Raw genomic sequence first — 25,035 nt, 5'->3', positions numbered from 1 at the left:
CACAATATCTAACTTGGTAGGAAGTTCCCGATCCCATGGTACACTCACCTGACTCGTAGGTGGTCCTGATAGACTCAATGTATTATATGTTTGAGTAGCCGGGAACTCATTTACTAACCATTCCCTATAATTAACTGTAGCGCTCTTTGTTGGCGAACTAAAACTTGTGGAAATGCTCACAAATCTAGTTCTCCAGTAGTCAAAATACCAATCCTTATTTGACGATTTCATTATAATTGGTGAATCCAGAACGACGTCATATTCAAAGTTAAGAGTTGTTAGGTCAAATCGGACATTTTTTAGAGTAAGACTTGGCATATCAAGAGTTACATCTCCGATTTCCCCCATATATGGTTCCCAATACCTAGTATCGCTAAATGCCTCTACATGTATGTCGATATAGTTAATTACATTGGGATCACCCGCAGCAGCTACCCGCACCTTTCCCGGAAAAGCTTCAGGACAGGTTAGAAGCAATAACACAGCAGCCATGAATATTGAGAGTACCTTGTTAAATTTCTGCATATTCTTTCCTTTCTACCATGACCAATCCACATCTGGTGCCTGATTTTTAACCTTAAAGATTCGTTCAATAGCATTCTGTGTGATGTCTGAGTTGTTCGATTGGCGATCATCCTGGGTAACAAATTCATCAATCGTGGGCTGACCAAATTCTTCAAATACGGTGAGCCTTACCTGGTACTGCCCAACATCCCGCACTTTAAAATTGAGATGATCTAAATTCTCGTTACTAAAGATGACCCAGCTCTCATCTGCAAAATTCCCGTTGTTATTCGAATCGTAGCGATATTCCCATAGCCTCCGGGCCACAATATCCTTATCCGGAGAATAGGACATGTCATCGATAGAGATCGTCGCCTGATTGCCATCTGCAGGGTTACGATACGCAGAGCCAGGAAGTGTGAAGTAAGCAAAGGGCTTCTCATCCGGTACAATATCAAACGACACTTCGCTATTCGCAGACAGCCCCAGGGTATTCTCGACATAGATTGTTGCTTTATATCTGCCGGGCTTTTTAAACAGTACATCTTTACTTGGCACGTCATTCAGCGACCCGCTGTATTTAATGTCTGCGTTGGTACAGCCAGAAACGGCAGTGATGGTGATTTTAGTTTTAGAATCTACCAACGGGTAATGTGTAGGGCTGCTGCTATAACTGCGGATAATGACCTTCCGGTTCTGTTTTAAGGTTCCTTCAGCGTAAATAGATGCATTCGGGACCGGCTCAATGACCGTAATTTCAGTACTGGTGCTCCCGGCCATTGAATCATCATCCAAAACCGTGAGTGCCAGCGACTGCTCACCTAAGTGCTCTTTATCGTACCAAAGGGTCCCCCGCGGCTGATCTGTCAATTCTCCTATAGCATTCGGCGTGTCCCAATAATAGCTTTTGATAAAGCCATCCGGATCGTAGGAGCCTGCGCCGCTGGCTTCAAATTCTTGTCCTGCCTTAATCGTCTTTGGTGCTGAGATAAGGGCAATCGGCGGCTTCAGCTCTCGCGGAGGATTCGGAGGAGAAGTTGGTCCTGGAAAATCCCCGCCTGGAGGAGTTGGAGTTGTATACACTCCGGCTTTCACGGTGTAGGACTCCTTCAATGAAGTGATGGTTCCCGTTTTGGTTACAACGGGTTTCTTGAACCTCACGACTACACTTAATTCGTATTCCTGTGTGATACTAGGTGCCTTCACTTTTGATTTTGAAATAGTAAAATCAATCTTTTTTGCTGACGTAAGGGTTTTGGAATAATCCTTTAGCGTTTTCAGCGTGCTGTCATTGCCTTTTTCTTTGGCATAAAACACCCATTCCTCGATGTTAGACGAATCTTTATATGCCAACAGCTCCCCTTTTAGGTTAATTTGTACCGGCACGTCTTTATCCTCGAACTTTGCCGGAGTGGGTGAAGGCTTTTCAAGAATTGCTGCACCGGTTAGGGTTGCTTCATCGGGGAGGTTGTAGTCGAAGGTGACTAAGCCGCCGTAGCTGTAGGTGGTGACGTTTGCGTCAGCCAGATAATAATAATAGCCTGTTACTTGATACCGCCGACCTTCTGCATGTCCGGACAGATCGTGGTGTCCATCATCTTGTTCTGGAGTCCACTTCGTTTTGAAACTAGAATTACTGGCCTGTGGAATAAAGTAATCTATGATAATTCGCTGATTTTTAAAGGATATTCCTTTAATGTTTGGAGTCCTTTTGAAAAAATCATTAGAAAATTCTAATACTTTAACTGTGGATTGAATAATAGAACCTGAATCTATAGCCATTTTCGCAGAATTATTATACCAGGAAAGACCATCTATTCCGAGAATGGATTGGGTCGTAATTAATCTCAATGGCGGATCTAGCGATGGGATTTTTCCGTCCGTGGCATTTACATCATAGGAGTCCATTGTATTGGTTGTTGCTTTGTAGTCATTGATCTGCCATCGCCGTCCATCCGAATATAACCAAATGGAATTACCAGGAGTTGTACTATAAGGGGTTCCATAATCCTTATAAAAACCCTGAACATTAGATAACTTCTCTACACTTTCTTTACCTTTAAGTGTGATCTTTATTTTCCCATTTTCCACAGCAATCGTTCCCACAACACTGTTATTACCATTATATTTAAGTGTAGCTGAATTAATCATTGAGCTGCTCACTCCGCTGGGCATGTCTAGGTAGAAAGTCTTTGCGCCATTATTCGCCCCAGTTAATCCATTGGCAACCGGAATACTTATAGAGGCTGATTTTGACCCAGAAGCATGTGCGGCCGAGTCGGTAAAAATAGTTAACCCTAGCAAAAAACATAGTAAGAGTAGGCTGAGTTTCATTTTCATATTTTCCATCTAACCCTCTTTGCGGTTTACAATATACTTGATTGCCGATTTTCCTTTAACATCTAAACTTATTACAAGATGATCAAGCTTTGATCCATAACAAAGCAGTCCCTGATATGTACTCAATTTTTGCCCTGGCTTTAAACTATAAGTCCACAAGGCTTCTTTACTGTTTTTTTCACGAACCAACTTTCCCGGCATGTCTTGATCGAGCACAGCTCCATCACCCACTCGAATCATCCATTTTGGATTAGGGTCTTTAGAGCTAACTTCGATTGTTTTCTCTCCTTTATTTTCCAGTGTAATTTTTGTCCAAACAAAATATTTTCCATAGTTGTTATACTCATATTTCTTTATCAATGATTGGGCCGTTTCGGACTTAATATCATAAATCATAATCTTCTCCAGCGTATAACTAAGTCCCCCAGCCTCAACTGTTACCGGAAGCTCTACATCCTTCACCAACCCATATTTCGAAAGATTATCCCTCATAATCGGAGCCGCCGTCGGTTTTGCAGCTGTTGCACTGGCAGGCCCAACTTGACCTACAATTACACCGGCTAACAATGTTGTTGCCAGTAAAACTTTTACAGCTGTTCTCCCCATCATTGTTTTGCTGAGCATCGTCTTTTTCATAATCGTACTCTCCCTTAATTGTAGTAGTTGGATCAGAACCCGCCGAAGCTCATATGGCTAATGATTCAGCTTATATTCTTGAACCGCCGGCACAGTAATTGCTTCTTGTACTTTGTTTCTGGAGATCAGGGCCGGATGCTCTGTTTCAATAACTGCGATGACCGAAGGGCCCTGTATGTATTTGGTGATGCCGTAAGCAGGGTCTTCATAGAGCATGGGAAACGTATTACCCGTCGCTTCATCCACAATGTCGAACTTGACGATCTTCACTTGAGCCTGGAGCCGGCTCCCCGCTAAGGGGGATAAGCCGTCGTCCAGTCCCAGATTACTTTGCAGCGTTTGGCGGAAGGTCTCATACGCCGCAGATGGGTCAATAATCAACCTACCTTGTGCCCGCGCTGCTTCGTTCAACTCCTGTGATGCATCGTGAACCGCCATATTGTTGGCATCCTTGAGCATACTGCGCATGATGTCCCACTCCTGATTCTGAATTTGAAAAAACCAGGAGTAGATAAAGATCAGCAGGACAAATGCCAGCTTAATAATATAATCCATTGGTCAGCTTCATCCCTTAGTTAATCGAGATATTCACTCATGATCGATCCGTGCCCATAATAACGTGTCGGCTGGGAGACGCCGGAGAAATTGTAGGGAAACAGGTTTACCCTTGGCGCTGTTACATACACATCTATCCGCTGCTTGCGCTCAAGAATCATTTCCGTACTGCTAGTAATTTCAATAGAGCTCTCCGGAAAACCGACAGCCTTCAGGTTCGAGATGACCTCGCCTCTCATAGAGGCTGTAACCATTCCTTCGGTTGCGGCCTTTTGTGTGATATAGGATGTGTTGGCTTTGACCTGCAAATCCAGCAGATAATCAATATACGTAAAAATCGGCTGCAGGATAATGAACAGCACCAGCCACATAAACAATGCCCGGAGGACGGTTGCCTTCAAGCGCAGCGCCTCCTTTTAATACTGTTCAACTGCTTTGACATGGGTAATGATATCATCCTGGCTGCCGCCGATAATGCTTGTTGCCCCGGCGATAAAAATGCCCGCAATCACAAAGCCAATAGCCAGAAACAGTGCGACGGAAATCGAGTCCTTCTTCATCTCCGTTAAACCAAAGGAGGAACGATGGTATACGTTACGGCTGCTTCTCCCGAGCCTGACGGCTCAACCAGGCTAACCGCCGGAATGACCGGTCTGTTATCATCTGCATCGTCAATTACGTCCCGTACGACAGGAATCAGTATTGCGATTACGATAGCCACACACAGAAATCCGATAGCGATAAATAAACCAGTAGAAATAGCGTCCTTTTTCATTGTTAATATCTCCCTTTTTATTTTATATTTTTAAGTGCTGTTTGAATATACAAAAATTCACTCATTGAAACATCCCCACACCGCTAAAATTGCCCTTAATCAGCATAATGTACTGCATAGCCAGACATACAATCATCAGGAAGGTAGCGATAGACGGAATTACATTAATGATGGTCGATACATCGCCGATGAAGGACCATTTCTTCAGATATTGGTCGCTCGATATTTTGGTGATAATCTTGCCCTGCTCCCTTAAATAATTCGCTGCTTCATGATCATCATCCATGCCCTCTGTCGCCAGCAGAATCGAACGGATATCATTAATGAAAGCGTGGTTCTCTGGAAATTTGCCGCAAAACCATTCAATCGCACGTTCGGTTCCCTCATCTACCGCCCTTTCCGAGAGCTCATATAGATCCTGACGGATATAATTGAAGTGACTGGCTGTCCCTGCACAAAAAGCGCCAAACTCCACATACCCGCGCTTACGCAGCCGGTTATTCTCATAGAGACGGATGAAGGAAATCAGCTCCCCGTCTTTTTGAATAAGTGTCTTCTGATGCAGCCAGACCAGCAGCCAGCCAAGGGGCAGAACCCGCTGCGGACTGGTAATCAGCAGAATAAGCGCAGCAATAAGCGGATCATAAACAGATAAAGGCTCTGAACGTACGAAGTCACCTGCCGTCTGAACCAGCAGATAAATCAGAGCCGCCGAGTACCGGAACATTGTGATTTTGGCTGCTGATATAGACAGACCGCTCTGATTAAGCAAGTGCTGCAGCCGTTCATTCTGCACCCGTTCCCCGAAGGCCTTCCATTTCACGCCGAGACGGAGCACATAACGTTCCTGACGGCTGCTGCTGCTGACAAAAACCAATAGAGCGAGATACACAATACCTGTTACGGCTATCAAAAGTAGTAATCTATCCATTATTCATCACCTTAGTGGTAGTCCAGCTTGGGCCTGGCGAGGATGGTACTGATCATGAACGAGATGAACATTCCCGCAATGATGACCATCATAAATGTAAGACCAACGGTAGTCTCAAACTGCAGTTTGAAATAGACGTCGGGCTTCAGCATGTACATAAATGTTCCAACCGAAGAAACCAGCACAACCAGATTTCCGTACAGTCCCAGGCTAATCGCATCCCTGCTGCTTGCTTTGACCGTCAGAATCGTCTCCCGTTGCTGCTCCATGGAGCGGTTAAGCATCATGAGCGAGCTTTTGAGATAACGTGTGCCTTCCTTCTCGCAATAGAGCAGATCCGATACGAATTCTACGGCAAAGGTAGTTCCGATCGCTCCGGCAAAACGCCCCGCCTCCTCATTCAGCTCCCGTTCATTACTGTAATTGGCAAACGCCGCTCCAAGAAGCTTCAAGGGAGTCTTCAGCACATTATCCCCGGCCAGCAAATCACTGGTTCTCGACAAAATGGAATCCGCAGATAAATGAGTGAATTTGGTGGCGATTTTGATCACATCGAGCAGATCGTAGCTCCCCCGCACTTTCCTCTGAGCATAGGTATACCTCATCCGTAAATATGGAATGCTTGCCGAGAGAACTGCCAGAAACAGCGGGAGCCGCCAAGCGTCCTGCACAGCTGTACCGTCATTTAACACAATCCCCTCCAGGAAAGGATTATTAAAGCTCATATGTCCCGGCAGCTCCCGCAGAGTCAGCAGACCCGATAGAAAAACCCCCGTGAACAGCATGCCTGAACGGGTGACAAAACGCATAACACTGATTCCCGGCTCATACCTCTTATGGGCAAAATACAGCAAATCATCCAGATGGCGGTATAGCCACATTCTTTTATTAATCATGCTTACCCTTTTGCCGAACAGACTCATCCTCAGGTTCATCCGGAAATCCATCTTTTGTCCCCACTGCGATAAATGCCGCTCAATAAGCGGCTTCACCAATAGCCACAATCCGCCCGCGGCCAGTAAATGAAAGACAAACTGGATGATATAGTACAGCAGCGCCACAGGCTCCCCCCCTCATTCGTTCAAAACAATCCTGGATTTCAAGCTTTCCTTCAGCGGGTCCACCATTGGTTTCTGAGCAGCGAGATGTCCAAGCTCCTGCAGCATAATCCGCGTGGCCCGTGCATTCTTCTTCTTCATCTTCAGCATTAGTCCCGGCGTCAGCTTGTCATTGTAGCTCCAGGCCGACTGCTCCGGCTCCCAGCGCATCAGATCATTAGCGAATACCGAGTTGCTGGCTTCCTCATAAAAAACCTCGGATATCCGCGCGAGCCGTTTCTTCCCATCGGGCACACTTTCCAGAATAAATACCAGCTCACAGGATTTCAGCGCTGAGATTAAATGCCCCTTCAGGCTGCCGCCAATCCGTGTAGATACGGCAAATGCACCCTGGTAAGGAATATCCTCCGAATCCACCGTATGAAAGGTTCCGGTAATGCCGTCGTAGCCCTTCTCGCCGCTCCACAGATAGAATTCCCATTCGTTATAACGCATCTCCGTCATATAGAGAATGTTCGGGTCATGCCGCAGCGATTCCACGCCGACCTCCATCAGCTCCTCATTGGATGCCTGGATTGGAATGATCCGGTGGCCCTTGATCTGATACGGCAGAATTGACTCCGGATGCTTCTCAATCATCACCACACCCATGCAGGAGGAGGAACCGAGCAGCTGCTCTCCGACAATTGTATTGGCAAAAGTGGTTTTGCCCGAGCCTACGGCACCCGCGATAATCGTATTACGAAACGTCCCCGTAAGCGCACGGATCAGTTCAATCGCTTCCGCAGGGATGCATTCTGTGCCGGCCTGATCATCCAGATCCAGGAATTCGACGACCTGGCGGCGCAGCGATATGGTGGTGAAGCCTTCCCAGACCCGTGGCGACACCCAGATGGCTAACCGGATGAACCGGCCCGGCCAGAGGGGATCGTCCATTTTGAATTCCACCGAAGGGTTATCCTTGTTCAGCTTTTTGTTGGGATCGCTTTTCAAAAGGGATCGCTTGAGCTGCTCTACACGATCCAGCGAAGGCATCTCATACGGATAAGCTACAAACCTGCCCTGGTGGTTATAGAAAATTTGCCGTCCGATCATCTGCAGACCGGTTGATTCACTATAAGCCCGGTCCGTAAACCAGCGGTACGCAGGTCCGAACCCTTTCCATTCATGAAACAGCGCTTCAGCGGCTGTACGGTAAGCCTCCGGCACCTTGCCCGTAAACGGGGTACGGCGCAAATATTTTTCGATCTCGTTCATGAAAAAGCTGACTGCCTGCGGATCACCAATCAACGCCTTGGCATTTAGCTCGAAATAGCTGTCATCCTCACGCTCCAGTCCGGCGTTCATTTCACTTTTCATTTTTTGCAGAAAGCCGTAGAAGTCTTCCTTGCCGGGTTTACTGGTACGGAGCACGCTCGGCTTCAGTGAGAAAAGCCGTATGTCCTCTGTCTCCTTCGCTAATCTAGGCAGTGCCTGTCCGCTCCCGTCCTCCTCTTCCTGCCGTCTTCCATGCTCAGGGTCTAGCGGAGTCCATCTTGATGGAATTCGCCCCTGCTTCAGCGGCCAAGCTTCATCCGGATATTCAATCATTGAAATATTCCCTTCTTTCGGACTTCCAAGGCCAGACCCAGTGAAACCAACAATGCATGAACCTTATCGTCTACATGCTGAAGTTCTTTTTTGCCGAGCGGCAGGCTCTCCAGGAAAGGCTGGTAATACGGAAGCTCCAGCAGGATCTCACTGCCAAAGCGCAGCGCCAGATTCTTGGAGGAGGTCAGCTCTTCTACATTGCTGCGGTTAATGATCCACTGGAAATCCTGCGGATGCAGATCCATATGCCCGGCCAGCTCCATCAGAGGCTGCAGCCTGTATTCATGACGGGGATGCGTTACAATCATCCGCAGCACGGATTTCTGCATACCCACATACCAGGCGGCACTTTCCGGAATGGACCCGAAATCAGCCACCACTACATCGGCATTGTCACTTGCTCTGGCCAGCAAATACTCGATCTCCTCCTCCTGATAGTCCTGAGCGCTTAAATAATCGAAGTTGCCCGGCAGATACGAATATCCTTCCTGTTTCACAAACCCGGCAAAGTCCTCATCGTGAAGCATTTTGCCGGTAATCCGCGGCCGCAGCCTGTCCAGACTGACTGCTGTCTTACGGTCATAACCCGGATCGTACAGATCAAGACCCAGCACGATCACCCGCAGCCCCGAAGCCGCAATCCGTCTGGCGAATAGCTTAGCTGCACTTGTACAGCCAATGCCCGGCCCGGACCCGAAGAATCCGATCAGATTTCCCCGCTCTGCCTGCTCATCCTCAAGCATGTAGCGCAGCTTATCGATGATCGCTGATGAGGTGGAACGCGGAGGCATGAAGAAAATCCCCAGGCTCTCACATTGCATATGAATGGCCTGATACCCCCTCACTCCTTTTTGCAGATATACATACAAAATGTTGGAATCCGCATAACTCCGGCGCAGCCCGCTGAGTCCGGATACCGGTACCTGCTCACTTGTCACCATCAGCAGATGTCCTCCGGCCTGCGCCGGCTCAGGCAGCACGCTTTGGGCGATGACCGTAAATCCGGCAAGCTTTATTTCATTAATGGTCAGCTGATCCATACCCAGACTGAATATTTTCAAGCTCATCTTTCCTCCTGTCTGCTCCACTCTCCTACTCCACTCTTACGATCCACAGCTTCTTGCCCTGTTCCAAAAATGCCCCCAGCAGCTCCCCGTCGCTCTTCTTCAGCTTCAGCTCCGGCGTAGCTACTTTCCCGGTCGAGGTGAAGCGGTTATTGTTGTTGCCATTCTCCGAATCCAGCACATCATTGTTGTCTTCAGTGCGCACATAATTCACGGTTACTCCGCTGAGAAATACTTTGCGGCCGGGAAGCGCCGGCTGAATTTCCTCATCCACCGCAGATGCCGGTCCTGAAACCTTCACGCCTGCGGAAGCATCTGCTGCCCCGGCTGCCGGGCTATAGCCTGTCCGGTCCTTAACCGGCGAATCCCCTTCTACCAGATAAATATCCACCTTATCTCTGCTGCGGAGAGAACCGTTAATGGCATAGATCGCCTCTTTGGGTATAGGAAATATCCCCTCATCCTGCTGCGGCTCCAGATTGCTCACATCAATCAGTGATTCGGTCAGAATACTGCCATCCGTCAGATTCACATTCGTAATCTTCCGTTCCACCTGATTTAGGCTTCGGATAACACCAGCCGGAATGTCTTTGGTCTGCACGGAATCCAGATAGAGATCTCCGGGCTTCAGCTCATAATTTTTCGGTAAAAAGCCTCCGCCATCCACCTTGATTTTGACGACAGTCTGAGAGAGTACATAGGGTTTGAAATAGAGATCATAGCCAAGCAGTCCGCCGAAGCCGGTGGTCAGGATGAGAAAGGCAAAGATGTAATTGCGTTTTAATAAATGTCCGCGTTGCGATGACAAGCCCTTTACCCCCTTTGAATGTGAAATCTGCACATAACAAAATACACTTTGGCTTAAGATCCAAAATGCCGGTAAAATGCTTTTTTACCTATAGTGGTGAGAAGTGTATTAGATTATTACTGTGAGGTTGTTGTATAGCTTGAGGCTGCGGGAGAAGCTCCCGGCTGAAGATGTTTCCGGTAAAAATCAGGCCGGAAGGATGTTATGAACATCCGCGTTCCGTGTGATTCCTGACTTTTACCGGGGTGGTTGTAAAGGTTAACTGGAATGCTTCGCTGCTTAATTAAAAACTACTGTTTTATTATGATGCACGAGGATTCTGTCCTCAATATGCCATTTCACCGCACGGGCCAGAACTACCCGTTCAATGGTGCGTCCGATGCGCTTAAGCTCGTTCACATCATCGCTATGGCTGACCCGCTGCACGTCCTGCTCGATAATCGGACCGCCGTCCAGCTCTTCAGTCACATAGTGGGCAGTAGCGCCGATAATCTTGACCCCGCGCTGATACGCCTGGGCGTACGGCTTGCCGCCGACGAATGCCGGCAGGAACGAATGGTGGATATTGATAATCCGGTGCCGGTAATGCTCGATGAACGAAGGCGAGATAATCTGCATATACCGGGCCAGAATGATCACATCGATATCATCACCAATCACCTCAAGCTGACGTTTCTCGGCTGCTTCCTTCGTATCTGCCGTTACCGGAATATGATGGAATGGAATACCGAAGGATTCGACATAAGCCTGCATGTCCGTATGGTTGCTGACCACGAGAGCAATATCCGCATCCAGATCACCGGCCTGCCACTGCCAGAGCAGCTCCACCAGACAGTGATCCTCTTTGGATACAAAGATCGCCAGCCGCTTCTTGTGGCTTACATTGAAGATCTGCCAGTTCATCTTGAAGCGCTCGGCAACGCCGCCAAAAATCGTACGCACCTCTTCCAGCCGTTCATCCAGCTTAGGCAGGTCAAACTCCACTCTCATAAAAAACATTCCGCCGTCCGGGTCCATCGTATATTGATCCGACTGCACAATGTTTGCACCATGCTGGTACAAGAAATGCGACACTGCCGCTACGATTCCCGGCCCGTCCGGACAGGAAATGAGCATACGCGCCCGGTCCGGATATTGTCCGCCTGATGAATGATCTCTTTTCACATGTAACTCCATATTTCTCCGTCCATCCTCTCATCTGCTTGCGCAATCTGTTGTTGGATTAAGCGTTCACGAGCAGCTGCTTGCCTGCCAGCCAGGCGATCAGCCGCTGGTTGACAGCTTCCTCACTAAGCTGAGGGAATAATCCGGCGGCAATTACATTGTCATAGAGCCGTTCCAGCGGTTCACGGGGATCGGCTTTTTTGGCTTTGGCATCATTCTTCAGCAATTCCCATACATCAAGCACATAGCGGCGGGAGTCCAGCTCCTGTTTGGCAAAAAAAGCATGCAGCTCTTCCAGCTCCTGCAGGAACTCCGCTCCGAAACGTTCAGCCACATTGCCGCGCAGCAGAGCAATTTCCACTTCATACATTGGACGAAGCTTCTTGGCATCCTTGCCAATCCACGGGGTCTCCAGAATGAACGGCAGACCTGCCAGCGCTTCATGATGTACGACATTGTTGATCGTCTCAAAACCAATATAGCCCGAGCCGATCGGAGTATGACGGTCTTTGCCCGCTCCCCGCGGATTCTTGCTGTCATTAATGTGGATAACGCCGAGCCGTCCCAGGCCGATGGTATCATCGAATTTCTTCAGCACGCCATCCAGATCGCCCACAATATCGTATCCGGCATCATGAATGTGACAGGTGTCAAGACAAATGGACAACCGCTCATTATGTACGACCTTATCGATAATGGAAGCAATCTCCTCGAAGCTGCGTCCGACCTCTGTTCCCTTGCCGGCCATTGTTTCCAGAGCAATATGCACTTCCGTCTCATTCGTACCGCCCAGCACTTCATTTAGTCCGTCTGCAATACGCTGAATGCCGTATTCGGCATCCTTGTCAGTGAATGCACCCGGATGCAGGACGATATGCTTAACACCGAGCGCATGGGTACGGCGGATCTCCTCCTGCAGGAAATCAACTGCCAGCTGGTAGGTGCTTTCCTTGTAGGAGCCCAGGTTAATAATGTATGGGGCGTGAACCACAATCTCTTCGACGCCATTCTGCGCCATAGCCAGCTTCCCTTCCTCAGGGAACATCGATTCAATTGGCTTACGGCGCGTATTCTGCGGCGCTCCCGTATATATCATAAACGAGGTAGATCCGTACTCATTTGCTTCATTGGCCGCGCTCAGGAGACCCTTGTCCGCGCAGGACACATGTGAACCTATTTTCAGCATGCCTATTTCCCTCTTTCCTTCACGAATTAACCCTTATTCTACCGTGATCGGGAAAATAAATCTAGGCAAGCCCCAGAAGGCTGCTTCCGCTTCGCAAAACTTTGGAAATACGCTATACTTTAGATGAGTAAAAGGAAAGTGACAATCATCATTGTCAAAGGCGGTGTATACATGCATTTTCATTCACCCTCAAGCTTGTTATCTGCAGCTCCGAGCAACTGGTTTATGAATTCCATCGCATTTTGGACCTTTTTACTGCTGGGCTGTATGTGCATCGGCGGCTATTTTATGTTCCGCAAATTTCTTAAGGTACTGCCCAAGGCTGACGGCAAGTCCAAGCTGGACTGGCAGAATTACTGGGTAGAACGCAGCCGTCCACTATGGAGCGACGAGATGAAGGCTTTTCTGGACCAGCTGGTTCAGCCGGTACCCGGCCCCTTCCGCGACATCGCCAAACATTCCATTGCTGCCGAGATCGGCAGAATTGCTGTGGAGAGCAACGCTCCGGAGGTAACCCGCGAGCACTGCATCAAAGGCTATATTATAGCCACACCACGGCGCGATAACCGCTTTCTGGTTACCTTCCTGGAAAAGAACGGCATCGACTACACACCTTATAAACATTTAGTCAAATAACTGCTAATCAGGTCACGCCATGGTCAGGCGTCCAGAACAGGAGCACCCCTATGAAATATATCATTTGCGGAGGCAGCGGCTTCATCGGCAGCGAACTAACCGAATATTGGCTGCAAAGCGGGCATCAGCTCATCAGTGTCGGCCGCAAGCTTCCGGCGAACCCACGAGCTCATCCGGGTCTGAGCTATCTTACCTGGGACAGTCTGAAATCAAATCCAGAAGCTGCCGAAGGCGCAGATGCACTGGTTAATCTTGCCGGAGCTTCCCTTAGCCAGCGCTGGACTCAAAGCGGCAAGCAGGCGATTATGAAATCACGGCTGGAAACCGTTACCGCAGCAGGGAAGCTGCTGCAGTCGCTGCAGCATAAGCCCCAGGTAGTCGTCCAGTCCTCTGCTGTCGCCATTTACGGGACTTCACGGCAGGATACCTATAATGAATCTTCTCCAACCCGCGTTGTAGACTTCCCTTCAGAAGTCGTCAAGACCTGGGAAGAGGCTGCCGATGAAGCATATTCGGGCTGCCGGCTGATCAAACTGCGCACAGGCGTTGTGCTGGGCAATGAGAGCGGTGCTTTTCCCAAAATGAGGTTGCCGTACTCCCTTGGCTTCGGCGGCAGAATCGGCAGCGGCAAGCAGTGGCTGTCCTGGATTCACCTGACGGATATCGTCCGGCTAATCGAATTCTGCATTCTTCATCCTGAGATCGAGGGTCCTGTCAATGCCACTGCACCGCAGCCGGTTACGAACGAACAATTCGGAAGCATGATCGGCAAAGTCTATCATCGTCCGCATTGGTTCCCCGTCCCGGCATTTCTGTTGAAGGCTGCCGTAGGTGAGCTGTCGGAAATTCTGCTTGAGGGACAGCGCGTACTTCCTTCCAAAGCAGTGAATAACGGCTTCACGTTCACCTATCCAACCCTGCAGCCGGCACTTGAACAGCTGAAATCTCAAGTGTGAAACGTATAGCAGCCCTTAACAATCGTGAACACCGCTCCTTCGGTCAACGGATACTCTTTATAAGGAACCATAACCTCACCAGCGAGAAGCGTGCCGTTCCTGGAGTCCAGATCCTTCAGGATATATCCGCCGGAGCTTCTGGAAATTTCGGCATGCACCCGCGATGCCCCTTCAGATGTCTCTATATACTGGGCGACCTCTGAAGAGCGGCCAATAATGAAGCTGGGGCGGTTCAGTTCAATTCTCTCAGGAGTTCCGCCGTCATCCGCCTCGCTTCTTTCCAGATAAGGAACTGCCCGCCCGCTTGATGGGAGCCCACCCCCTTTAACCGGTTCCGGTTCCCGGATAAGCAGCGCCGTGGCAGCTACAGCAGCAGGCGCTTCTTTCACATGAAGCCGTTCCTCGGCAATCTCCGGGGCTGTACCCTGTCCGCCTGCCATTGTCCCCCTAAGATAAGAGATTTCAGCAGATGATGCTTGTTCTGAACGCATGTAAGCGGGAGCTGAAGTCCGGAACGGCGCTACCGGATTTCTGCCAAAATCCCATTCCAGCTCATTCCTCAGCTTCCGGCCTGTACCCTTCCTGTCCTCTATCCCCTCCTCCAAAAATTCTTCCTCTTCCTCAGATCCGCCCCGGGTAATCCTACCGCTCCACACCATCCAGCATACAACTGCCAGCCCCAGAGTTACTGCTGCACAGACCGCGAGCCAAAGCGTCAAGGGATTATTTAAATAGAGAAACTTCCATAACAACGCATCGCACAGCACTGCACCAAGTACAATATACGTCCGATACGATGATGTTCCGTCCACAGCAGCTTGGAGGGTTTGTTCAGGCATATCAGGCCTCAGCTGTTCTCCGGTTGCTCCCCCATCCTTCCGCTTCAGCCGCGGTGCGCCGCTCATCCATGGAGCCTGATCTGGCGCCTGTCCAGAAGCAGGAGGCACACTCTCCTTACCTCCTTGCTCCCACGCGAAGGCTGCTCTCCCCGGGAAAGCCGTCTTTGGCTCTTCCAGATTAAGGAGCGGAGGCTGTTCCATTCTGTCTGCTGACCGAATCGGCGCTCCTGCCAGCTTCCCCTGAACCAGCCCCATGGCTTCAGGAGGAGCCCTGTATTGGTCTGCCCCTGTCAGCAATTCTGCTAATAGTTCCTTAAGCCCTGCAGGGCTGAAAGCCTCCTCCCCGCAGTATTGCAGCAGCCGCTGCATTCCGTCACCGGACAGCTCATGGATGGCCGCCATAAAAACCATGATCAGTGATCTGAGTGACTCCCCCGGACTTACAGCTGATTCTGTATGCTGCAGTGGAAGGTAGGTAAGGAACACTTTTCCACTGTTTAACGGACCCTCAATGAAGATGTAGTCTTCATGCAACGCGTACTGCTCTGCACGCAGCATATACAGGCGCCCCTCCTCCATTCCTGCAGCGATCTGCAGCAGCAGCCCGAAGAATTCAAGCATACTCAGCCTCTCACTTTTGAGCAGAGCCCCCAGCATTTTTCGTCTTGATACGGTATATTCCAGTGTCACCTGCAGGTCTATCTCTCTAAGAAGCAGCCGCAGATGATGCGGAATGCCGGTGTTCATCAGCATGCGGGCCTGAACCATGTTAAGCTCTCCTGCCGCCAATCCCTCAGGCTTGCCGAGTAGCATCGTTATCCCATCCTGCTGCACGAAATCACGTTCCAGTCCAAACAAGCAGCTTCACCTCCTGAGCTGTTATAACTCCAAACCTCAAGTCAGAAATAATAATACGCACAGATAAATCCCGGAAAAACAGCCAGCATAAACGGAAACCGGAGCAGATCACTCGCCTGTCCTTTTTTGAACATATCCGTATTACGGAGCAGCAGGAATCCCGCACTTCTGCTTAATATACCGCGTACCCTCCGGCCTGCTCCCCGCCTGAAGAGAATCATGCTCCAGCCGACAACGGCTCCCAACAGCACTGAATACACAATTACCTGCAGGGAGAACAATACACCAGTCCAGGCACCAATTCCGGCAAAAAGCTTAACATCTCCAGCCCCCACTGCCCCGATGAAATACATGATCAGCAGCAGAAGAAACCCCGAACCTGCACCGCACAGAGATAAGAGCAGTCCATGCCAGCCACTCATAATCACCTGCAGGGATATTCCTGCAACCAGTGCAGGCAATGTGATCCAGTTAGGGATCTTCATCCAGCGTATATCTGTGATTAATGCTGCTGTCAGGAACGGCAGGCAGCCCCAAAAAGCCCATTCTGTCATCCCCACTCCCCTTCCCGTAAACTTCAGTTATTTCACAACTGTAAAAGTAGCCTCCAAGGAGGTGCCGTCAGCCAAACAAATGACGAAGGGCCAGGTCCCCGGTGTTGTATTTACGCCTATCTTCCATTCCCATTCGATATATCCGTTCTCATCCGCCTGCTTCCAGCCCAGATATTTGGCCGTGCTCTGACCGCTTTTGTAAAAAATGGCCAGGTTCGCCGAAGCACCCGGAGGCACCTTAACCTTTATCAGGCCCTGATGGTTCGCCACGCCTGGATTAGGCTTCTCCAGGACGACAATGGTGCCTGTTTCTTCATCAGGTCCGGCCGCACCGCCATCTCCGGATACATCTGTGTTGCCGATCCATAAGCGTTCGACTGCACTGGCCTCAAGTACAATCTTCTGATTCAGGAACGGAACTTTCATCGGCAAGTCATAGCTGACTACCAGTCCGAAGTAAGGATGTGTTCCTTTATTCAGATCAGGAACGGTTACATTAGACACATGAATCCGGCTGTATTTAAGCCAGTCCGAAGACAGATACGGCTTCAGCATAGGCTTAAGTGCTATATCCAATACGGCCTCGGAAGCCCCGGCCTGCACCTTCTGGAGCGGCCCTTCTCCCTGCTGGATAGCAGCGCTGACCCAAGATTCCATAGGCTCAGGAAGCTCCTTCACATAATGCTCGCTCCATTCAGCAATCGACAACCGCGGAATACTCCATACACCCGGGGAGGCAGAGCCAGCGGACGAATCTGTGTTCTCTGCTTCACTTGCATCATCCCATTGCTGTGCGGCCAAAGCCGCAGGATACATATGCGCCGAGACTATTTTAACCGTATCGGATACCGTGCTCTGCAGCGCCGTGGAATATAGTGTCATTTGCACAATAAAGATCAGGAACAGGACAAATAACAGAAACATGGGTAGAACCAGCGCCGCTTCTACAACCATGCTGCCTTCATCACGCGGGTCCGGTGATTTCCGCAGACAGAGCTTCATTCGGCCAATCCTCCTTCAATAAGAAAAGTCGGCCCCTACTTTCCTGAAATAATTCTTACCCCGGACGTCCCCCGAGAGTCCTGCACTATAATCCACCAGCTTCACTACTCCAGGGAGAAACCACAGCGGCATGCCCATTGTGAGCTCTGCTGAGGCATATGTGAACTTCCCCGCCGGATCAGTGCCGGTATTCAGGCGGATAAGTGCAAGCATCCGGGCCAATTGTTCCTCCCCTCCTCCATGAAGCAGAAGAAACAACCGCAAATGATCACGATAGGTAAGCTTCGCGGTCATATATTTGGATAAGGGAATCTCCCCGTTCCTGCAGAGCAGAAGCATGTCCTGAACAGCCTGTTCAACTCCATACAAAAGTGCAGCAGCCAGGACCGCCAGCGGATTGCCCAGACTGGCTTTCTCTATCATTCCCTCCATAGTCCTTACGGCCAGGCGCAAGGCAAAGATCTCCCCATATGCCGCCGCTACATTCCCGGCAGGATTATAGAAGCCGTACAGAATATACTCCAGCTCCTGAGCCTGAGGATCAAGTTGTTCCCCGAGCTTTTCTCCGAATCCTTCTGCAGACCCGGAAGCCAGCGGAGTCAGCGCCGATAGATCAAAATGACGGAAATACATTGCTGAATACTCTGTTTGATACAATCTGTCCCTGGCGCCTTCCAGAACACTGCTCATCGCTGAGTATAAACCGTCCATATTTTTCATCGATGATTTTCCGGCAGTATACTGATCACCGCTATTCACGGTAACTGCCGCTTCCTGCTCTATACCCTCATTGAAAGAGACATTCTCCTCGTAGTATTGACGCAGACTACGGTACCGTTCCGCGGCTTCTTCTGCGCTTTCACCCAGACCGCGGATCTCATTAAGCAGTTTCATGGCCTCCCCGAGCTTGGTTTTGGCCTGTTGTTCCGTTTGCCTGCGCCCACTGTCCGAAGTCCGGCGGCCGTCAATCTGCGCGGCCTCAGCTGTAATAATGGATCCATGCTCGCCATAATTCTGTATATAACTATGAATTGTCCCTGAAGCATTCAGAACACCTGTAACCATGCCTGAATACTCTCCAGATGATCCTGATAATGCACTCAATACGGCTGGTAATCCGGATACTGCCGGCTCCAGGTTCATTGCAGCCTGTTCCTGTTCCCCTAAGTTATTGTCCATAGTACTGAACTCGGATGAAGGGAGAATAAGGCTTGCTGCTTGTTCCCTCAGCTTCCTGAGCGGCTCTGAATTCATTTCTTCCACGCTCCCCGGGATGTCCCAGTTCCGCGCAGGATCATTTCCGGCAGTATCTGCGGCAGCCATTGACTGATCGAGCATGCTTTTCATCTGCCGGTTTAAATCCTCAGCCTTCGTAAGTGCTGATCTGGCCTCCTGTAACCGGGAGTTATGATCTGCCTGAACCTCAGCCAGAACACCAGGTATCCGGCTGATCAAATCAGATACTTGATTTCTATACAGCGATAGAACACCTGAGTACTTCGGCGATTTTTTAGTATCCCGGAACAAATCCTCGTAATACTTGGCGAAATAATCGTTATACATCGCCGGGATATCCGCTGCTGAAGTAATGGAGCCCAGCTCAGTAGGATATATATGATCAGCAGGAGGATTCATCAGAAGCTTCTGCAGCTTCCCTGTACTGTCAGCGGCCTCCCTTCTCTTCTGCAGCATAAGTTCCAATGCTTCCTCACGCTGAGTATATAAAGGCTGCAGGTCTCCCAGTATCTGTGTTGCCTGTGAAGCCTCCGTCATTGCAGCAGACAGGGGTTTCAGCTTTCCTGCCAGCTCCAGTGCGAAATCAACAGGTGCTTTATACTTCATTTCTTCTATAATCTGCCGCCGGAAGATATCATAGCTGCCAAGCGGCCGGCTCCAGTTCAGCGAAGAGGAATCCAGCTTTACAGGCAGCAGATTAAAAGCATCCGCCCGTCCACTCTCATACAGATTATCGTTCAGCACCTTGGACAGCAGCTGATTGCCGTCGTTACCGCCGAAGGCGAACAGAGCGTACCGGTCCCGTAAAGTAATATCATAAGAGGACATTACGGAGCGGACCCCGGCTCTCGCCAAACGTTCCTCCTGCACATTCACAGCCGCTATCCGTGCGTAATCTATGAGCACAGTGGTGAAAAGAAATACGAAAGCCAGTATCATAATCAGAAAAATGGAGACAGATCCTTCAGTTGTATGCAGATATCTGAAAGTACACCTAACTAACCTTCCGGTTCTATTAATATCGCTACTTCTGTTGCTACTTCTGTTCCTAGTTCCGCTCCGCCTTGCGTAATTCCGGCAGCGGCCCGGGCTAGGAAGCTTGCTGAACAACTTGCATTCCTTGGAATGCAGCATCCGTTATCACCTCCTTCCAGCCCCATCACCTGAACCAGTCCCGCCGAGATATTGGCAGCTTAGTGCAGCTTGTCCAGCATGAGGGCAGCGTTCTTCTTCTCCATGCCCGTGTCCTCCTTGCTGCCGGATGAATGATTCTTGAACTTGGACCCGTAGTAACGCATGAGGTCTACGGTTCGAATAAACTCAACAGGCTCAGTAACATAGGAGCTGGCAGATATCTCGGGAACCGCCTCATCCGCCAATAATTCATCCAAGACAGGTAAATTCAGCACCTTCTTTAATTCAGCACTGATCTTGCGGCCTGTGAATCCGTAAGTGTAGCTAAGCTCTCCCGTCAGATTCAACGGGACAATCTTCGAAGCTTGCCGCAGCTTCACTACGGGCAATTCGCCCCCAGCCTCCGCCTCACCAGGCAGTACAATTACCTCACTTCCATTCTGTGCACTCTTTCCGAACAAGGACCCCAATAATCCATCTTCGCTGATTCTCCAGTACAGCGGATCATAATTGCCTGCCGTGAATTCCCCATCCACCGCCCTGTTGCTATTCTCCCAATTATAGGCCGCACGCTCGGTTGCAGCTGAGCCCACCTGCAGCAGCATCGACTTCTGATAGCTGTAGAGGGAGAAAAACAGCAGCAGCATTGTGATGCACATAATGATCGGCAGCAGAAGCGAAGCCTCGATTGTGAAGCTTCCCTCCTCCTCCTGCAGAGGGATCACTCAAATACTTCCTGACTCTTATCCCCGGCAGTACTAATCAAGTCCTTAACTACCTTTACAATCTCTTCACGGAACACCAGCACTACCGCAATCAACACCGCAATAATCAGTATCATCTCGAGCGTGCCCAGTCCATCTTCATCTCTCCAAAAATTCCTCACACCTTCTGCAATCAGCATCATCATATGCTTCTACCTCCTACATTTTTAACATCATCAGCGCCGGTGTCCCCACCAGCACAATCACAATTAAGAAGATAACCACCATCGGGAAGACCAGCTTTGAGGAAGCCTGTTCCCCCTGGGTCCGGCTGATAGCCTTCCGCTTCTCCCAGAGCATCCGCGACAGATCACGCAACGACAGAACAAAGTCAGCTCCGCCTCTGCGGTAATTTAGCAGTACTGTAGTTGTGAAGATGGAGACTTCCTGCACCGCACAACGCTTGCTGAAGTTCTCAAACGCCTGCTGGAACGAATAGCCGCCTTCCCATTCCGCTGTCATCTTCAGCAGTTCAGCATACAGCGGATGGGCGTTGTCTCCCTGGCGGCTGTTGACACAGCGGAGGATTGCCCGCTGCACCGTCTCGCCTGCACCAACAAGCAAGACTAGGCTATTCAGCAGCTCCGGCAGCTCAAGCAGGATTTGCTGCTCCCGCAGGCGCACCTTCTTGTGCAGGTCACTGACCATCGCAACCGGAAGTAGAACTGCCAGGAGGCCGCCAATTGAGATTCCCGCCTGCTCACCCGTAAACAAGGTTAGTGCGCTGCCTCCTGTGATCAACAGCCAGCTGTAGCTGAACATCTCTCCAATGAATAGCAAAGTTCTTTCTGCGCTATGGCGCATGCCGTAGATCCGCTGCAGTGAGCTCTGAATTTTGAACATTACTGCCGGGATTAGGCTAACGACCTTCCCCTTCTCCACAAGCAGCAGGATTGGCTCGCCCAGCCACCGCAGCCGGAGCCCTGCCATGGGCAGCTCACGCAGCGCTGCGTAGCGGCCGCTGCATTTGAAGCGCAGAATCATCCAGCCGGCGGTGAAGATAAGCATGACTGCAGCACATAACAGTGACATGTCAACCCTCCCTCCTCTTCACAATGGAATATCCATGATCTTGGAGGTCCAGAGATAGCAGAGAAATAAGGCAATCAGCGCCAGCGTGGAGACCCCTATTCCAGCACCTGTATACATCGGCTGCATATAGTCTCCCGCTGTCAGGCTCATGAACATCACCATCATCAGCGGAGAGACGAGTAAGGCCTTGGCCTCAAATTTCTTCTGGGCAATACTGACCGCAATATCCTGCTGAATATCCAGCTTCTCTCCAATAATTGTAGAAGTGCGGCGCACGATCTCCACGAGATCCCCGCCCGTCCGCTTGCAGACCATGAATACATCTGCAAAACGTTCCACATCCTCCATGCCTGCCCTTTTGCTGAAATCATACAGCGCCTCTTCTACCGGCTCCCCGTACTCCATGCGGGTACAGATAATATTCAGCTCAGCGATCATGTCACCGCTTCCCTCAGGGTCAAGCATCCGTAGATCAAGCACCGCCTCGCGAAATGCATTCTCTACCGACCGTCCGGCAGATAGCGATGAAGAGAGCGAGAATAGCATCTGCTTGAACTGCAGATTAAGCGCTGAGCGCCGGCGCTGGAGCAGATATTTGCGCAGCAGGCGGGGGCCGGCTGCACTGCCCGGCACAAGCAGCACAGAGAGAAGCAGATGATGATAGAACAGGTAACCAAGGCCAAATAACAGTACACCCCCTGTCAGAATGACCAGAATTCGTTGCATGGCGTTCAATTCGTACCGGGTATAATCCGGAAGCACTGCTTGCTCGCCCGCAGCAGATCCGCCAGGCGGCTGAACCGGCTTTATTCCTTTCGCGAATATCCTTCTATCCGCTTTGGGTACACTCTGGCTTCTGTTCTTCAAGGCATTCAGGACACAACCTCCTCTGGCTTCCGGCTGGCTGAGCTGAAGCGCAGCAATGAATAATCACTGATTCCGGCCATTCGCAGTTTGTTTATATGCAGCAGCGGATTGCCGCAGGCGGCAAGGCCGCCAAGTACCCGGCCATCCCTTTCCCCGGTTTCCCGAAATTCATATAACGGATTCAGCTCAACCTCTCCGCTGCGCAGACCCGTAACTTCACAAATCTCCATGACTCTGCGTGAACGGTCCCGGAGCCGTGAGAGATGTACGAATATATCAATTGCTGACCCGATCTGCTGACGGACTACAGCGACCGGCAGCTCCGCAGCACTGAGGACCATAGTTTCCAGCCGGCTGACCATATCATGCGCACTGTTGGAGTGGCCTGTTGATAAACTTCCGTCATGGCCGGTATTCATCGCCTGCAGCATATCCAGGCATTCTGCTCCACGCACCTCACCAACAACAATACGGTTCGGCCGCATCCGCAGTGAAGTGCGGATCAGATCGCGGATGGTAATCTCACCCCTTCCTTCCGTGTTGGCATTTCTGGTCTCCAGCGAGACCAGATTCGGGACCGTGACAATCTGCAGCTCCGCAGAATCCTCTACCGTAATCACACGCTCCTGCGGCGGTATGAACTGCGACAGGACATTCAGAAAGGTAGTCTTTCCCGAGCCTGTCCCCCCGCTGATGAAGATGTTGTACTTGGCCGCAACCAGAATTTGCAGCAGCTCTGCAGCTTCCTGACTGAGCGCTTCACGCGTCACCAGCTCGGCCATGGTCATAGGTGTCTCAGGGAACTTGCGGATGGTCATTGCCGGGCCCCTTAGCGCAGCAGGCGGCAACACGATATTGACACGCGAACCGTCCTGCAGCCGGGCATCTACAATTGGCGAAGACTCATTCACCACCCGGTTAACACCTGAGACTACAGTCTGGATAATATCTTCCAGCCGGCTTCTGGATTCAAAAGCCAGCGGCAGTCTGCGGATCATCCCGTCCTCCTCCACAAAGATCTCCTCATGGCTGTTGATCATAATCTCGGTAATGGCCGGATTATCTATCAGCGGCTGCAGGATATCCAGCCCCCGGAAGGAGTCGAACAGCTTCTTCACCAGCTCATGCTTCTCCTTGGCCGTCAAAAATTGCAAATTATCCCGTCCTAGAATAATCCGTTCAATAAAAGCGGCAAGCTCATGGTTTCCTATGGCCGAAGTAACGTCCAGCCCTGCCCGGATGTCGCTGCGCAGTGCTCTGAACATTTCTTCATTCATGCAGAACTCCCGGTAAATACGCCTGGCAATGCCGGTTCAATAATGCTTCTGCAGAGCTGCTGTACTCCCGCTATGAATTGGGGTGAGCTCAGGCAGAGCTCTCCGTAATGCTGCATCTCCCAGGAAGGAATATACGGAAGTGTACCCGCCAGCCCGGTTCGGGCATCCGCGAGGTTGTCATTCACCGCATCCGAACAGCAGTTCATCACGAATCTGCTCCTGGCTCTCAGTTCCGTGGGCATGCCGGAATGCGGGCTGTCGAAGTAGGTAAGCCAGCGTTCCGTCTTGTGCCGGCTTACCTGCTCGTTCTTCAGTACCCACAGCAGGAGTCCGCATCTGTGTAATACAGCCTGAGCCCGCTCCTCCTCAATGCTTCCGGTATCCGCAATGATCACATCATAGCTTCCGGACGCAGCCAGACCTTCTAATATCTCCAGCGTATCCTGCCGTGACATCTGAAGCATTTCCCTGAAATTCTCCACAGGTCTGAATGCATCACAACGCAGGCTATCATGCCTGAACGCATATTCCTTCCATAAGGGCTTCCCCCTCCCTCCCTTGTTGTCTCCCCCAGCCTTGAGTTCGTAGAGCAGGCGTTCAAAGCCCGGAGCATTACCGCCCGGCATCCGCAGATATAATCCGCTGCTGTCCACACTCTCCAGGTTGAGGTAGAACACCGAGAGGCCGAGTGCACCAAGCTGCTTCGCCATATTCAGGGCAAGCGTTGTTTTGCCGCTGCTGCCGCTTGCCGAGACAACCCCCAGCAGCAGTGTTTGCTCCTTGGGAGCAGCAGCAGTCCTGACCCGCTTCAGATCACACAGCTGGAGAACGGACTCCAGCAGCGAGGGAAGCGCCTGGTATTTGGCAATCCTCATTCCTCCTGCCACATTACCGGCATTCGGCAGATCTCCCGCATCACTCAACACTGCCCACGGAACCGTGCTCCTTCCTTCCACCAGCCAGGCTTCAATGAAGGAAGGATCACCGGCAACGGCATCCGGAATCTCGTCTCCCTTCATAAATTCCATAAAAGTGTCCAGCCTGCTGAACGCTGTGATCCTCAGCATTTCCCCATACTCACTATGGTGAAGATAATGCAGCAGCGGTTCAATGTACTCGCTCTCCCGGACTGCAAGTACAATTCTTGCCGTCATGAAATCACTCTCCTCTCAGAATATTGGCAAAAATGGCAGCAAAAAAAGCACCGCCAATAACCGTGGGATACGGTCATTGAACGGTGCTTCCGTTACTGTTCCTTTAATTTACAGC

At 50.5% G+C, this 25,035-nt stretch carries 25 protein-coding genes; 2 read left to right on the top strand and 23 right to left on the bottom strand.

Going from position 1 to position 25,035, the window contains the following annotated elements:
* Nucleotides 1-537 precede the first annotated feature (537 nt).
* The 13 genes from P40081_RS06965 to P40081_RS06910 form a co-directional block, all read right to left on the bottom strand.
* Complete coding sequence (locus P40081_RS06965; protein WP_042134348.1) at nt 538-2,853, bottom strand: hypothetical protein; 2,316 nt, start codon at nt 2,851-2,853, stop codon at nt 538-540.
* Nucleotides 2,854-3,480: a hypothetical protein gene (locus P40081_RS06960; RefSeq protein ID WP_042134345.1), complete on the bottom strand. Its 627-nt coding sequence runs from the start codon at nt 3,478-3,480 to the stop codon at nt 2,854-2,856.
* A gap of 57 nt (nt 3,481-3,537) precedes the next feature.
* A complete protein-coding gene (locus P40081_RS06955; RefSeq protein ID WP_042134344.1) occupies nt 3,538-4,035 on the bottom strand; it encodes a hypothetical protein in 498 nt (165 codons plus the stop codon).
* Nucleotides 4,036-4,055: 20 nt separating this feature from the next.
* Nucleotides 4,056-4,436 carry a hypothetical protein gene (locus P40081_RS06950; protein ID WP_039296416.1) on the bottom strand — a complete coding sequence of 127 codons (381 nt, stop codon included), beginning with the start codon at nt 4,434-4,436 and terminating at the stop codon, nt 4,056-4,058.
* A gap of 15 nt (nt 4,437-4,451) precedes the next feature.
* Complete coding sequence (locus P40081_RS38305; protein ID WP_156118554.1) at nt 4,452-4,595, bottom strand: hypothetical protein; 144 nt, start codon at nt 4,593-4,595, stop codon at nt 4,452-4,454.
* 5 nt (nt 4,596-4,600) lie between these two features.
* A complete protein-coding gene (locus tag P40081_RS06945; protein WP_042134342.1) occupies nt 4,601-4,810 on the bottom strand; it encodes a hypothetical protein in 210 nt (69 codons plus the stop codon).
* A gap of 61 nt (nt 4,811-4,871) precedes the next feature.
* Complete coding sequence (locus P40081_RS06940; RefSeq protein ID WP_156118553.1) at nt 4,872-5,741, bottom strand: hypothetical protein; 870 nt, start codon at nt 5,739-5,741, stop codon at nt 4,872-4,874.
* Between the two features lie 11 nt (nt 5,742-5,752).
* Complete coding sequence (locus P40081_RS06935) at nt 5,753-6,802, bottom strand: hypothetical protein (RefSeq protein ID WP_042134339.1); 1,050 nt, start codon at nt 6,800-6,802, stop codon at nt 5,753-5,755.
* Between the two features lie 12 nt (nt 6,803-6,814).
* Nucleotides 6,815-8,389 (bottom strand): P-loop NTPase family protein, encoded by a 1,575-nt coding sequence (locus tag P40081_RS06930; RefSeq protein WP_042134337.1) that lies wholly within the window; start codon nt 8,387-8,389, stop codon nt 6,815-6,817.
* The gene (locus P40081_RS06925; RefSeq protein ID WP_156118552.1) at nt 8,386-9,450 is read right to left on the bottom strand and encodes a CpaE/TadZ family protein; all 1,065 of its coding nucleotides are present in this window, start codon (nt 9,448-9,450) and stop codon (nt 8,386-8,388) included. Before P40081_RS06925 ends, P40081_RS06930 begins: the two co-directional genes overlap by 4 nt.
* A 31-nt stretch (nt 9,451-9,481) precedes the next feature.
* Nucleotides 9,482-10,261, bottom strand: a complete 780-nt coding sequence (locus P40081_RS06920) for a hypothetical protein (protein WP_042134333.1) — start codon at nt 10,259-10,261, stop codon at nt 9,482-9,484.
* 279 nt (nt 10,262-10,540) lie between these two features.
* Nucleotides 10,541-11,437 carry a formyltetrahydrofolate deformylase gene (gene purU / locus P40081_RS06915; RefSeq protein WP_042134331.1) on the bottom strand — a complete coding sequence of 299 codons (897 nt, stop codon included), beginning with the start codon at nt 11,435-11,437 and terminating at the stop codon, nt 10,541-10,543.
* A gap of 46 nt (nt 11,438-11,483) precedes the next feature.
* Nucleotides 11,484-12,611, bottom strand: a complete 1,128-nt coding sequence (locus P40081_RS06910) for a deoxyribonuclease IV (protein ID WP_042134329.1) — start codon at nt 12,609-12,611, stop codon at nt 11,484-11,486.
* Between the two features lie 171 nt (nt 12,612-12,782).
* Between P40081_RS06910 and P40081_RS06905 the strand changes: the two genes are divergently transcribed.
* Complete coding sequence (locus tag P40081_RS06905) at nt 12,783-13,247, top strand: DUF2621 domain-containing protein (RefSeq protein ID WP_042140824.1); 465 nt, start codon at nt 12,783-12,785, stop codon at nt 13,245-13,247.
* A 50-nt stretch (nt 13,248-13,297) separates the two neighbouring features.
* Complete coding sequence (locus tag P40081_RS06900) at nt 13,298-14,203, top strand: TIGR01777 family oxidoreductase (protein WP_042134328.1); 906 nt, start codon at nt 13,298-13,300, stop codon at nt 14,201-14,203.
* Here the strand turns inward: P40081_RS06900 and P40081_RS06895 are convergent.
* The 10 genes from P40081_RS06895 to P40081_RS06850 form a co-directional block, all read right to left on the bottom strand.
* A complete protein-coding gene (locus P40081_RS06895) occupies nt 14,194-15,900 on the bottom strand; it encodes a DUF6382 and FHA domain-containing protein (RefSeq protein ID WP_042134327.1) in 1,707 nt (568 codons plus the stop codon). The genes P40081_RS06900 and P40081_RS06895 overlap by 10 nt on opposite strands.
* A gap of 41 nt (nt 15,901-15,941) precedes the next feature.
* Nucleotides 15,942-16,454 carry an A24 family peptidase gene (locus P40081_RS06890; protein ID WP_042134324.1) on the bottom strand — a complete coding sequence of 171 codons (513 nt, stop codon included), beginning with the start codon at nt 16,452-16,454 and terminating at the stop codon, nt 15,942-15,944.
* Between the two features lie 27 nt (nt 16,455-16,481).
* The gene (locus P40081_RS06885; RefSeq protein ID WP_042134323.1) at nt 16,482-17,456 is read right to left on the bottom strand and encodes a TadE/TadG family type IV pilus assembly protein; all 975 of its coding nucleotides are present in this window, start codon (nt 17,454-17,456) and stop codon (nt 16,482-16,484) included.
* A 15-nt stretch (nt 17,457-17,471) separates the two neighbouring features.
* The gene (locus tag P40081_RS06880; protein ID WP_156118551.1) at nt 17,472-19,547 is read right to left on the bottom strand and encodes a hypothetical protein; all 2,076 of its coding nucleotides are present in this window, start codon (nt 19,545-19,547) and stop codon (nt 17,472-17,474) included.
* A gap of 338 nt (nt 19,548-19,885) precedes the next feature.
* Complete coding sequence (locus P40081_RS06875; protein ID WP_042134322.1) at nt 19,886-20,551, bottom strand: TadE family protein; 666 nt, start codon at nt 20,549-20,551, stop codon at nt 19,886-19,888.
* Complete coding sequence (locus tag P40081_RS06870; RefSeq protein ID WP_042134320.1) at nt 20,548-20,736, bottom strand: Flp1 family type IVb pilin; 189 nt, start codon at nt 20,734-20,736, stop codon at nt 20,548-20,550. Before P40081_RS06870 ends, P40081_RS06875 begins: the two co-directional genes overlap by 4 nt.
* Nucleotides 20,737-20,749: 13 nt before the next feature.
* Nucleotides 20,750-21,622 (bottom strand): type II secretion system F family protein, encoded by an 873-nt coding sequence (locus P40081_RS06865; protein WP_042134318.1) that lies wholly within the window; start codon nt 21,620-21,622, stop codon nt 20,750-20,752.
* 18 nt (nt 21,623-21,640) lie between these two features.
* Nucleotides 21,641-22,432 (bottom strand): type II secretion system F family protein, encoded by a 792-nt coding sequence (locus tag P40081_RS06860; protein WP_042140822.1) that lies wholly within the window; start codon nt 22,430-22,432, stop codon nt 21,641-21,643.
* A gap of 62 nt (nt 22,433-22,494) precedes the next feature.
* Nucleotides 22,495-23,766 (bottom strand): TadA family conjugal transfer-associated ATPase, encoded by a 1,272-nt coding sequence (locus P40081_RS06855; protein WP_042134316.1) that lies wholly within the window; start codon nt 23,764-23,766, stop codon nt 22,495-22,497.
* Nucleotides 23,763-24,920 (bottom strand): P-loop NTPase family protein, encoded by a 1,158-nt coding sequence (locus P40081_RS06850; protein WP_042134314.1) that lies wholly within the window; start codon nt 24,918-24,920, stop codon nt 23,763-23,765. The genes P40081_RS06855 and P40081_RS06850 overlap by 4 nt, the downstream gene beginning before the upstream one ends.
* Between the last annotated feature and the right edge of the window lie 115 nt (nt 24,921-25,035).

Origin of the sequence: Paenibacillus sp. FSL P4-0081 (assembly GCF_000758565.1) — a bacterium.
Lineage (GTDB): Bacteria > Bacillota > Bacilli > Paenibacillales > Paenibacillaceae > Paenibacillus_AQ > Paenibacillus_AQ phytohabitans.
Note: the sequence above shows the minus strand (reverse complement) of the source record. Positions and strands in the feature narration are given on the sequence as shown.

Bases quoted from the DNA above. Each gene is read 5' to 3' on its own strand.
- P40081_RS06965 (WP_042134348.1), bottom strand. From the start codon at position 2,853: ATGGAAAATATGAAAATGAAACTCAGCCTACTCTTACTATGTTTTTTG.
- P40081_RS06960 (WP_042134345.1), bottom strand. From the start codon at position 3,480: ATGAAAAAGACGATGCTCAGCAAAACAATGATGGGGAGAACAGCTGTA.
- P40081_RS06955 (WP_042134344.1), bottom strand. From the start codon at position 4,035: ATGGATTATATTATTAAGCTGGCATTTGTCCTGCTGATCTTTATCTAC.
- P40081_RS38305 (WP_156118554.1), bottom strand. From the start codon at position 4,595: ATGAAGAAGGACTCGATTTCCGTCGCACTGTTTCTGGCTATTGGCTTT.
- P40081_RS06945 (WP_042134342.1), bottom strand. From the start codon at position 4,810: ATGAAAAAGGACGCTATTTCTACTGGTTTATTTATCGCTATCGGATTT.
- P40081_RS06940 (WP_156118553.1), bottom strand. From the start codon at position 5,741: ATGGATAGATTACTACTTTTGATAGCCGTAACAGGTATTGTGTATCTC.
- P40081_RS06930 (WP_042134337.1), bottom strand. From the start codon at position 8,389: ATGATTGAATATCCGGATGAAGCTTGGCCGCTGAAGCAGGGGCGAATT.
- purU (WP_042134331.1), bottom strand. From the start codon at position 11,437: ATGGAGTTACATGTGAAAAGAGATCATTCATCAGGCGGACAATATCCG.
- P40081_RS06910 (WP_042134329.1), bottom strand. From the start codon at position 12,611: ATGCTGAAAATAGGTTCACATGTGTCCTGCGCGGACAAGGGTCTCCTG.
- P40081_RS06905 (WP_042140824.1), top strand. From the start codon at position 12,783: ATGCATTTTCATTCACCCTCAAGCTTGTTATCTGCAGCTCCGAGCAAC.
- P40081_RS06900 (WP_042134328.1), top strand. From the start codon at position 13,298: ATGAAATATATCATTTGCGGAGGCAGCGGCTTCATCGGCAGCGAACTA.
- P40081_RS06890 (WP_042134324.1), bottom strand. From the start codon at position 16,454: ATGACAGAATGGGCTTTTTGGGGCTGCCTGCCGTTCCTGACAGCAGCA.
- P40081_RS06885 (WP_042134323.1), bottom strand. From the start codon at position 17,456: ATGAAGCTCTGTCTGCGGAAATCACCGGACCCGCGTGATGAAGGCAGC.
- P40081_RS06870 (WP_042134320.1), bottom strand. From the start codon at position 20,736: ATGATGATGCTGATTGCAGAAGGTGTGAGGAATTTTTGGAGAGATGAA.
- P40081_RS06865 (WP_042134318.1), bottom strand. From the start codon at position 21,622: ATGTCACTGTTATGTGCTGCAGTCATGCTTATCTTCACCGCCGGCTGG.
- P40081_RS06855 (WP_042134316.1), bottom strand. From the start codon at position 23,766: ATGAATGAAGAAATGTTCAGAGCACTGCGCAGCGACATCCGGGCAGGG.
- P40081_RS06850 (WP_042134314.1), bottom strand. From the start codon at position 24,920: ATGACGGCAAGAATTGTACTTGCAGTCCGGGAGAGCGAGTACATTGAA.